The organism is Microbacterium sp. (assembly GCF_035277845.1).
GTDB lineage: Bacteria > Actinomycetota > Actinomycetes > Actinomycetales > Microbacteriaceae > Microbacterium.
The window spans coordinates 1-9,474 of record NZ_DATEJS010000050.1 but is presented as its reverse complement, the minus strand read 5'-3'; the positions used below and the strand labels follow the sequence as shown (position 1 = coordinate 9,474).

The following is a 9,474-nucleotide window of genomic DNA, read 5'->3' as shown; positions in this document are numbered from 1 at the left end:
AACGACCGGGGGGTGCCGCTCGACGACCGGGGGGTGCTGCTCAAGGCTCGCATCGCCGACCGGCTCGCGGACGTGGACGCCGAGCTCGTGACGCTCTCGGACGAGCTGCACGCCGACCCGGAGGTCGGCTGGCAGGAGGTGCGGTCGTCGGCGCGTGTCGCGGCGGTGCTCGAACGGCACGGATTCGCGGTGGAGCGACCCTACCTCGGCCTCGAGACCGCCTTCCGCGCCGTCCACGGATCGGGCGACGGGTTCACCGTCGGGTTCCTCGCCGAGTACGACGCGCTGCCCGGGCTCGGCCACGCATGCGGCCACAACCTCATCTCGGCGATGAGCGTCGGGGGAGCGATCGCCCTCGCCGAGATCGCGGACGACCTCGGCATCACCGTCGAGGTCATCGGAACCCCCGCCGAGGAGGGCTACGGCGGCAAGATCGAGCTGCTCGAGCGCGGCGCCTTCACCGAACTGGACTTCGCGCTCATGGCGCATCCCGCCCCGGTCGACGTCGCCGAAGCCGAACCCTTCGCGGTGGCGCACTGGCACATCCGATACGACGGCAAGGCCGCCCACGCCGCGGCCTACCCGGAGCGGGGCGTCAACGCGAACGACGCGTTCCTCATCGCGCAGACCGCCATCGCGCTGCTGCGCCAGCAGCTGCCGCCGGGCGTGCGCGTGCACGGCGTGCAGACCCGGGGCGGTGAGGCGCCCAACGCGATCCCCGAGCGCACCGAGGGCCGCTGGTACGTGCGCGCGGAGAGCACCGAGAAGCTGCTCGAACTCGAGCAGCGCGTGCTGAACTGCTTCGAGGCCGGCGCACTCGCGACCGGTGCCGTGCTGACCGTGACGCCCGAGGGTGGCCGCTACTCGGAGATGCGCACCGACGAGCAGGCGCTCGACCTCTACCGGGCCAACGCCATCTCCCTCGGCCGCGACTTCGACGTCGATCCCGTGGCCGCCACGATGAACCGCGCCTCGACCGACATGGGCAACGTCTCGCAGGTGGTCGACGCCATCCATCCCTACATCGGCGTCGGCGGCGACGCGAGCAACCACCAGCCCGAGTTCGCGCAGGCATGCGTCGGAGCGACCGCCGAGCGGGCCCTGCGCGACGGCGCCCTCGCACTGGCCTGGACGGCTCTCGACGTCGCCTGCAGCCGCGCCGCATCCTCCGCCCCGATCGCGACCCTCGAAGGAGAACGAGTATGAGCACGATCGACCAGACCGCCGTCGACCAGACCACGATCGACTGGGCCGCCCGTGCCCGCGACCTCGCCATCGACGGCCGCGCGGTCATCGACGGACGGCGGCTGGATGCCGCAGACGGCGCCACCCTCGCCGTGACGAGCCCCGGGTCGCTCGCGCACCTGACCGACCTCGCCGCAGGCACCGCGCAGGACGTGGATGCCGCGGTCGACCACGCCCGCCGCGTGTTCGAGGCAGGCACGTGGAGCCGGATCGGCGCCGCCGAGCGCGGCAAGGCGCTCATCCGTCTCGCCGACCTGATGATGGCGAACCTCGAGGAGCTCGCGCTGCTCGAGACCCTCGACTCGGGCAAGCCGATCGCGCAGACCCTCACGGTCGACGTGCCCGGCGCGGCCGAGACGTTCCGCTGGTACGGCGAGCTCGCCGACAAGCGGTACGACGAGATCCCGGCGACGCCGCCCGGGTCCACCGCGCTGGTGCGCCGCGTGCCGCTCGGGGTCGTCGGCGCGATCACGCCGTGGAACTACCCGCTCGAGATCGCCGCGTGGAAGCTCGCCCCGGCGCTGGCATCCGGCAACAGCGTCGTGCACAAGCCGGCCACCGAGACGTCGCTGACGGCCCTGCGCCTGGCCGATCTCGCCCTCGAGGCGGGCATCCCGGCCGGCGTGCTCAACGTCGTGCCCGGGCGCGGGTCAACGGTCGGCAGCCGCATCGCGCGGCATCCCGGCATCGATGTGCTCGCGTTCACCGGGTCGACCGCGGTCGCCAAGCAGCTCATGGTGGATGCCGGCAGCTCCAACATGAAGCGCGTCGCCCTGGAGGCGGGCGGCAAGAGCTCCAACGTGGTCTTCGCCGACGCCGACCTTGCGCTCGCCGCGGAGAAGGCCGCGTTCGGCGCGTTCTACAACCAGGGCCAGGTGTGCTCGGCGAACTCCCGCATCCTCGTGGAGCGCGCCGCGCACGACGAGTTCGTCGCGCTGCTGGCCGCGGCATCCCGCGCGTACGAGCCGAGCGACCCGCTCGCCGGAGAACCCGGCAACGGGTCGCTGATCAGCCGGGCGCACGCCGACGAGGTCGGGGTCGCGATCGCGCAGGCGGCCGCCGACGGCGAGCTCGTCAGAGGTGGCGAGCGCGTCACGATCACCGGATCCGACGCGTACCTGCGCCCGGCGATCGTCACCGGGCTCGGGGCGGACCACGACCTGCACCGGGTCGAGGTGTTCGGCCCGCTCGTGGCGGTGCTGCCGTTCGAGTCCGAACAGGATGCCGTGCGCCTCGCCAACGCGACGGACTACGGCCTCGCGGCATCCCTGTGGACGAACGACCTCGGCCGTGCGCACCGCGTGTCGGAGGCGCTCGTCGCCGGCACGGTGTCGGTGAACACGGTCGACGCGCTCGGGCTGACGACCCCGTTCGGCGGGTTCAAGCAGTCGGGCTTCGGCCGCGATCTGTCGCGCCACGCGCTGGACAACTACACCGACTGGAAGACCACCTGGTTCCAGCACGGCTGACCCGCGGAGCATCCGTACCGCCGCGCCGCCGGCCCGTCAACCCCCCTTGGACGCGACCGGCGGCACGCGCAGGATGGTGGAGGCAGGGACGGGCGGATCGTCGCGCCCGGTGATCCTGCCGCGGAGTCGGGAGCGGGGCATGGGCGCGAAGGTTCTGGCATCCACCGAGCAGCTGCCGGTCGGCGCGCTCGAGCGCACCCTGCGCGAGCGCGTCGACGGCGAGGTGCGCTTCGACGCCGGCACGCGGGCCACGTACGCGACGGATGCCTCGAACTTCCGGCAGACCCCGATCGGGGTGGTGCTGCCGCGGTCGATCGAGGCCGCCGTGGACGCGCTCGCGGTGTGCGCCGAGTTCGGGGCGCCCGTCCTGTCGCGCGGAGGCGGCACGAGTCTCGCGGGCGAATGCTGCAACGCCGCGGTGATCATCGACTGGACCAAGTACTGCCACCGGATCGAGTGGGTCGATGCGGAGCGCAGGCGCGCCATGGTGCAGCCCGGGGTGGTGCTCGACCAGCTCAACCGGGCCGTCGCCCCGCACGGGCTGCAGTTCGGGCCGAAGCCGGCCACGCACGGCCACTGCACGATCGGCGGGATGATCGGCAACAACTCGTGCGGCGCCTCGGCGCAGGCGTACGGCAAGACCGCCGACAACGTGGTGCGGCTCGAGGTGCTCTGCTACGACGGGACGCGCTTCTGGGTGGGGGAGGGCGACGATCCGGATGCCGCCACCGGACGCGAGCTCGAGATCCGCCGGGGCCTCGCCCGGCTCGCGGACGAGTACGCGGACGAGATCCGCGCGCGGTTCCCGGACATCCCCCGCCGCGTCTCCGGCTACAGCCTCGACGAGCTCCTCCCGGAACGCGGAGGCGACCTCGCGAAGGTCCTGTGCGGGTCGGAGTCGACGCTCGTCACGGTGCTGCGCGCCGAGGTGTCCCTCGTGCCGCTGGTGCCCGATCGGGCGTTCGTGCTCATCGGGTACGACTCGATCGCGGATGCCGCCGACGCGGTGCCCGACATCGTCCGGCACGATCCGCTGATCCTGGAGGGGATGGACGACAAGCTCATCGAGCACGAGCGCCGCCTGGGCCGGCACGACGCCGGGCTGAGACTCCTTCCCGACGGTCGCAGCTGGCTGCTCGTGCAGCTGGGAGACGGCGACCGCGACGCGGCGGATCGCCGGGCCCGCGAGCTCGTCAGCGACCTCGGTCTCGCGGGGAGCGATCGCGTCGCCGTGCTGGACGACCCCGAAGATCAGCGCAGGATCACGGCGGTCCGCGAAGACGCGCTCGGGGCCACGGCGCGCGTGCCGGGGGAGCACGCCGGCTGGCCGGGATGGGAGGATGCCGCCGTCCCGCCGGAGCGGCTCGGGGACTACCTGCGCGACTTCGGCCGGCTGCTCGACGGGTTCGGGTACGGCCGGGCCCCGATCTACGGACACTTCGGGCACGGATGCGTCCACGCACGCATCCCGTTCGAGCTCACCACCGAGCGGGGCATCGCGGACTACCGCCGGTTCGTGGAGCGCGCCGCGCACCTGGTCACCGACTACGGCGGATCCCTGTCGGGCGAGCACGGCGACGGACAGGCCCGCGGGGCGCTGCTGCCGATCATGTTCGGCGACCGGATCATGGATGCGTTCCGGCGCACGAAGACCCTCTTCGATCCGCTGGGCCGGATGAACCCGGGCAAGCTCGTCGACGCCTACCCCGTCGACGCCAACCTGCGCTTCGGCGCGGGATTCACGCCCCTGCGGGTGGAGCGCCAGCAGTTCGCGTACCCGGACGACGGCGGCATGTTCGCGAACGCCGCGGCGCGCTGCGTCGGGGTCGGCGCCTGCCGCGACCACACCGGCGGCGTGATGTGCCCGTCGTATCGCGCGACGGGCGAGGAGGAGCACTCCACCCGAGGGCGCGCCCGGCTGCTGTTCGAGATGATGACGGGCGAGCCCATCGAGGACGGATGGCGCTCCGAGGCCGTGCGCGACGCCCTCGACCTCTGCTTCTCCTGCAAGGGATGCCGCAGCGACTGCCCGGTCGGCGTCGACATGGCGACGTACAAAGCCGAGTTCCTCGCGCACCACTACCGGGGACGGCTGCGACCGATGGCGCACTACACGATGGGCTGGCTCCCGCTCTGGGCGCGGCTCGCCCGCATCGCGCCCGCGCCGATCAACGCGATCACGCAGTCCCGTCGGCTGCACCGGCCGGTCGCACGGCTGGCCGGCCTGGAACCGGACCGGCCGATCCCGGCGTTCGCCGGCGAGCGATTCGCATCGTGGTACCGGCGCCGGGGTCCGCGCGGCAGTGGGGCGCGGGGCGAGGTGCTGCTCTGGCCGGACACCTTCACCGACAACCTCCACCCCGGCGTCGCCCGGGCCGCCGTGGAGGTGCTCGAGGAGGCCGGCTACCGCGTCGTGGTCCCGTCCGGTGCGCTGTGCTGCGGGCTCACGTGGATCTCGACCGGGCAGCTCGGCACGGCGCGGCGAGTGCTCGCCCGTACCGCGCGCAGGCTGCGGCCGTGGCTCGACCGGGGCGTGCCGGTGATCGGGCTGGAGCCCAGCTGCACCGCCGTCTTCCGGGCCGACGGGCCCGAACTGCTGCCCAGGGACGGTGATGTGCGCCTGCTCGCGCAGCACACCCGCACGTTCGCCGAACTGCTCGACGGCACGGACGGCTGGCGCCCGCCCGGCATCGGCGGCAGCGCGGTCGTGCAGCCGCACTGCCATCAGCACTCGGTGCTGGGCTTCGCGGCGGACGAGCGGATCCTGCAGGCGGCGGGCATCGACGCGACGCTGGTCGGCGGATGCTGCGGACTGGCCGGCAACTTCGGGTTCGAGCCCGGGCACCTGGAGGTGTCGGTGGCCGCCTCGGAGACCGAGCTGATGCCGGCGGTGCGGGCGGCGGGCGCGGAATCCGTCGTGCTCGCCGACGGCTTCAGCTGCCGCACCCAGATCGAGCACAGCGGCAGCGGCCGGCAGGCGATGCACCTCGCCGAGCTGCTGGCCGCCGGCATCCGCGGCATGCCCACCGGGCCGCATCCCGAGTACGCGATCGTCCGCCGCCCGGGGCATCCGCAGTCGCTGCCTCCCGACCGGCGCGGCATCCGCCCGTTCATCCGGGAGACCGAAGCTCCGCCCGAGACGGGGTCACGCCGCTGAGACGGAGCCGTCGCGGGTCCGTCTCGGCGTGCTGACTCGGTGTCGGCCGTCCGCTCCGGCGCCGTACGGGTTCCGGTCCGCGTGGACTCACGCGACCCGCGCGGCAGGGTGTCGCGCGAACAGGTGCTCGACGACGTATTCGGCGTCGCGGCCCATGCCCATGAGGGTGGGAGAGGCGACCGAGTACTGGAACGGCAGTCCGACGAACCCGAGTCCGGGCACCGCGTCGACGAGCCCGCGCTGCTGCTGCACGAAGCCGTCCGCGCCGAACGCCTCGGGGATGTCGATCCAGTCGTGCTGCGGCCGGGAGCCCGTGCACCACACGATCGTCGCGGCATCCAGCACCTCGCCGTCCTCGAGCACCGGCCTGCCGTCCTTCTCGTCGGCGACGCGGCCGACCCGTCGCACGCCCGCGCGGTCGAGGTCCGCCAGGTGGTTGCGCACCAGGTTCACGCCGTGACCGCGCGCCGCGTCGCGCACCCGCCGGCCGCGCTCGGTGTCGATCGTGGTGGTGCGGAGCTTCCGGATGAAGATTCCCGCCATCACGTTGCCGATCGGCGTGTCGATGCGGGCGGGCACCTGCCCGGGGTGCCGGCCGGCGAGCACCGTGTCGTGGCCGGATGCCGCCGCCTCCAGCGCGATGTCGGTGCCGGAGTTCGCCGCGCCGACGACGAGCACCGGGCCCGGCGCGAGGTCCTCCGGACCGCGGTAATCGAGCGAGTGCAGCTGCCGGATGCCGCCGTCGAGCCGTCCCGCGACGGCCGGGGTGACCGGAACCCGATGCGCGCCGGCCGACACGATGACGCGGTCGGCGACCACGTCGTCGCCCGTCGACAGCTCCAGGCGGAAGCGGCCGTCCGGCTCGAGAGCCAGGCGGTCGACGTGCGTCGCGGTGCGCACCGGCAGGTCGAAGGCGGCGGCGTACCGCTCCAGATAGTCGGCGAGCTGCACCCCGGTGGGGTACTGGAAACGGCCGACGTCGATCCGCAGGCCGGGCAGGCTCACCCACGGGCGCGGCGTGAACAGGCGGAGTGAGCGGTAGCGCTCCCGCCAGGAGTCGCCGACCCGGGCGTGCTCGTCGAGCACCTCGAACTCGTTGGTGTGCCGGGCGGCGTAGTGGGCGCAGTACAGGCCCGCGGCGCCCGCTCCCACGATCGCCAGGTCCGGTGTCGAAATGGACATGATGGCCTCCTTTCCGCACACGGTACGAGCGCGGACCGGGCGGTCGCATCGGCAGAAATGACCAATTCCGGATGCCGCGGGGTCGCCGGGGACGGGCGTCAGGGAGTCTGCGCGAGCCCGTGCGCGTACGCGTAGGCGGTGGCCGCGGACCGGCTCGGCACGTCGAGCTTCGCGAGGATGCTGCCGACGTGGCGGGCGACGGTGCGCTCGCTGAGGAAGAGGTGCTCGGCGATGCGACGGTTGGACCAGCCGCGGGCGACGAGTTCGAGCACCTCGCGTTCCCGCCTGCTCAGGCCGGCCACGGCCGGCGCGGGTCCGGATGCCGCGGCCGCCCGCTCCAGCCGTGCGAGGTCGGGCACGGCGCCGAGACCGTCGAGCACGGTGCGGGCGGCGTCGAACTCGAGCTGTGCGCCTTCCTCGTCTCCGGCCTGACGGGCCGCGCAGCCGATGGCCACCCGGGTGAGGGCGGCGTCGTAGGGCGCGTCCAGCCGTCGCCACAGCACCCACGCGCTGCGCAGCAGCTCGAGGGCATCGGCGGTGCGGCGCTGGGCGACCGCGAGCTCACCGGCCGCGCGAGCGGCCAGTGCCTGCAGATACAGCGCACCGGATGCGTCGGCGCACCCGTCCAATTCGGTGCACGCGGCCTCGGCGTCGGCGATCCGGTGCCGGTCGAGACCGACCTGCACGGCGGCGGCGAGCAGTTCGGCCTGCGTCGCCGGCGGCGATCCGGTCGCCCGGGCGCGCTCCAGCCCCGCCCAGGCGGTGTCGAGTTCCCCGGCGTCGCGGTGGAGCAGAGCCAGTCCGGGCTGCACGTCCCGGCCGAGCTGTGAGGCGCGCCGGAACCCGTCGCGTGCGGCGGCGGCGCGACCGGCCACGCGGTGCAGTTCGGCGAGACGGTACCAGGCGTTCGCGAGCGTGTCGGTGCGGGTGTCGGTGGCGCACACGTGGTCGGCGGCCTGCACGGCGGCATCCCACTCCCCGCCGATCTGCATCACCGTCGCCCGGTGCAGGGTGCACTCGCCGCGGAACGGCTCGAGTCCGCGCTGGGCGTCGCACCACTCGCCGAGGTCGCGGGTCCACACCCGTGCCCGCTCCAGGTCGCCGCGGGCGAGCAGGCTCGCGATCACCGCGCAATAGGCGGGTCCGGCGGCGCGGTCGCTCACCTGGCCGGTGCTGATGCGCAGCATGATGCGGTCGAAGGCGGCGACGCCTTCGGTGAAGCGCCCGAGCGTCACCAGGGCGCGGCCATGGCCCATCGTCGCGAGTGTGTCGAGGTCGACGTCACCGGCGGCCTCCGCGAGTGCGGCCGCCGCAGCGTACATCGGCTCGGATGCCGCCACGTCTCCGCTGGTGAAGGCGCCGTGCGCCCGCAGCAGCGCGGGGAAGACGTCGACGCGCGGATCGCCGGCGCCCCGCGCGCACAGCTCGAAGAGTCGCGCCGTCCACGTGTTGGCCTTGATCATCTCGCCGTGCTCACCCAGCGTGAACCCGAGCCAGAAGATGCAGCGCGCGGCGGCGACGAGGTCTCCGTCGTCGAGGTAGCGCAGCTGCGCCCGCTCCCAGGCGCGCTCGCTGACGTCGTCGCGGCCGACGAACCACGCGGCCTGGCCGAACTCGTCCAGCTCGCCCGCGTCGAGGCTGGCCTCGTCGCTGACGAACTGCTCGAATCTGCCGCTCCAGTCAACGACCGGGGCATCCCGGATCGCCATGGTGCCAGTATCCGGGCCCCGCGGGTGCCGGGCAAGGGGCTTCTCGGCTGATCGAGCGCTCGGGCGGCTGAGTCTCCCCAGCCGCCCGAGCATCGCGGTCGCCCGCGTATCGGATCCGTGTCGGGTCAGCGGCCGCGCCGCGCGACCGCGAGGCCGGGGAGCGCCGGGGTGCCCTCATCCTGGACGGCGGTGAGCTCGTTCGGGTCGAGGCCGAGCAGCGACAGCACCGTCGGGGCGACCTGGGTCGTCTCGACGAGCGCCGAGTCGATCCCGGTGCGGATGCCGGGACCGTCGACGACCATCAGCACGTGCCGGTCGCCGGCGTTCATGCCGCCGTGCTCGGCGAGCTTGGTCGGACCCGAGTAGACGACGCCCTCCTGCACCTTGCCGAAGACGTCGGGGTAGTGGCCATCGTCGGTCGGGACCCCGAAGAACGCGGCGGCATCCGCTCCGGCCCAGATCTGGGCCAGTCCGGAGTGCTGCAGCGTGACCGGCTGCCCGCTCGCGTCGAGGCCCTGGGCGGTGTGGTCCCAGAGGTAGGCCTTGACGAAGTCGGCCGCCGCCTGCGAGGTGTCCGAGAGGTAGGACTGCCACAGGTCGTCGTCGGTGCCGGCGACGATCAGGCTCGGGTCGGCCGGGTGCGTCTGCGCCCACGCGGCGTTGATCGCGCTGATGATGGGGCCGTCCTTGATCGTGACGAGCTTGTTCGGAT

6 protein-coding genes are annotated in these 9,474 nt (G+C 73.4%); 3 read left to right on the top strand and 3 right to left on the bottom strand.

Going from position 1 to position 9,474, the window contains the following annotated elements:
- Positions 1-33 precede the first annotated feature (33 nt).
- The 3 genes from VJR25_RS01940 to VJR25_RS01930 all read left to right on the top strand — a co-directional run bounded on the left by VJR25_RS01940 (position 34) and on the right by VJR25_RS01930 (position 5,871).
- Positions 34-1,206 carry a M20 family metallopeptidase gene (locus VJR25_RS01940; RefSeq protein ID WP_324111965.1) on the top strand — a complete coding sequence of 391 codons (1,173 nt, stop codon included), beginning with the start codon at positions 34-36 and terminating at the stop codon, positions 1,204-1,206.
- Positions 1,203-2,714: an aldehyde dehydrogenase family protein gene (locus VJR25_RS01935; RefSeq protein ID WP_324111963.1), complete on the top strand. Its 1,512-nt coding sequence runs from the start codon at positions 1,203-1,205 to the stop codon at positions 2,712-2,714. Before VJR25_RS01940 ends, VJR25_RS01935 begins: the two co-directional genes overlap by 4 nt.
- Before the next feature lie 139 nt (positions 2,715-2,853).
- Positions 2,854-5,871 (top strand): FAD-binding and (Fe-S)-binding domain-containing protein, encoded by a 3,018-nt coding sequence (locus VJR25_RS01930; protein ID WP_324111961.1) that lies wholly within the window; start codon positions 2,854-2,856, stop codon positions 5,869-5,871.
- Positions 5,872-5,958: 87 nt separating this feature from the next.
- Here the strand turns inward: VJR25_RS01930 and VJR25_RS01925 are convergent, their stop codons facing one another.
- The 3 genes from VJR25_RS01925 to VJR25_RS01915 form a co-directional block, all read right to left on the bottom strand.
- Positions 5,959-7,053: an NAD(P)/FAD-dependent oxidoreductase gene (locus tag VJR25_RS01925; RefSeq protein ID WP_324111959.1), complete on the bottom strand. Its 1,095-nt coding sequence runs from the start codon at positions 7,051-7,053 to the stop codon at positions 5,959-5,961.
- A gap of 98 nt (positions 7,054-7,151) precedes the next feature.
- Positions 7,152-8,762, bottom strand: a complete 1,611-nt coding sequence (locus tag VJR25_RS01920; protein ID WP_324111957.1) for a LuxR C-terminal-related transcriptional regulator — start codon at positions 8,760-8,762, stop codon at positions 7,152-7,154.
- A gap of 125 nt (positions 8,763-8,887) precedes the next feature.
- The coding region (locus tag VJR25_RS01915) for a hypothetical protein (protein WP_324111955.1) at positions 8,888-9,474 on the bottom strand (587 nt) is incomplete at its 5' end.

What these genes read in the sequence shown, in the direction of transcription:
- VJR25_RS01930 (WP_324111961.1), top strand. Translation starts at nt 2,854, where the DNA reads ATGGGCGCGAAGGTTCTGGCATCCACCGAGCAGCTGCCGGTCGGCGCG.
- VJR25_RS01925 (WP_324111959.1), bottom strand. Translation starts at nt 7,053, where the DNA reads ATGTCCATTTCGACACCGGACCTGGCGATCGTGGGAGCGGGCGCCGCG.
- VJR25_RS01935 (WP_324111963.1), top strand. Translation starts at nt 1,203, where the DNA reads ATGAGCACGATCGACCAGACCGCCGTCGACCAGACCACGATCGACTGG.
- VJR25_RS01920 (WP_324111957.1), bottom strand. Translation starts at nt 8,762, where the DNA reads ATGGCGATCCGGGATGCCCCGGTCGTTGACTGGAGCGGCAGATTCGAG.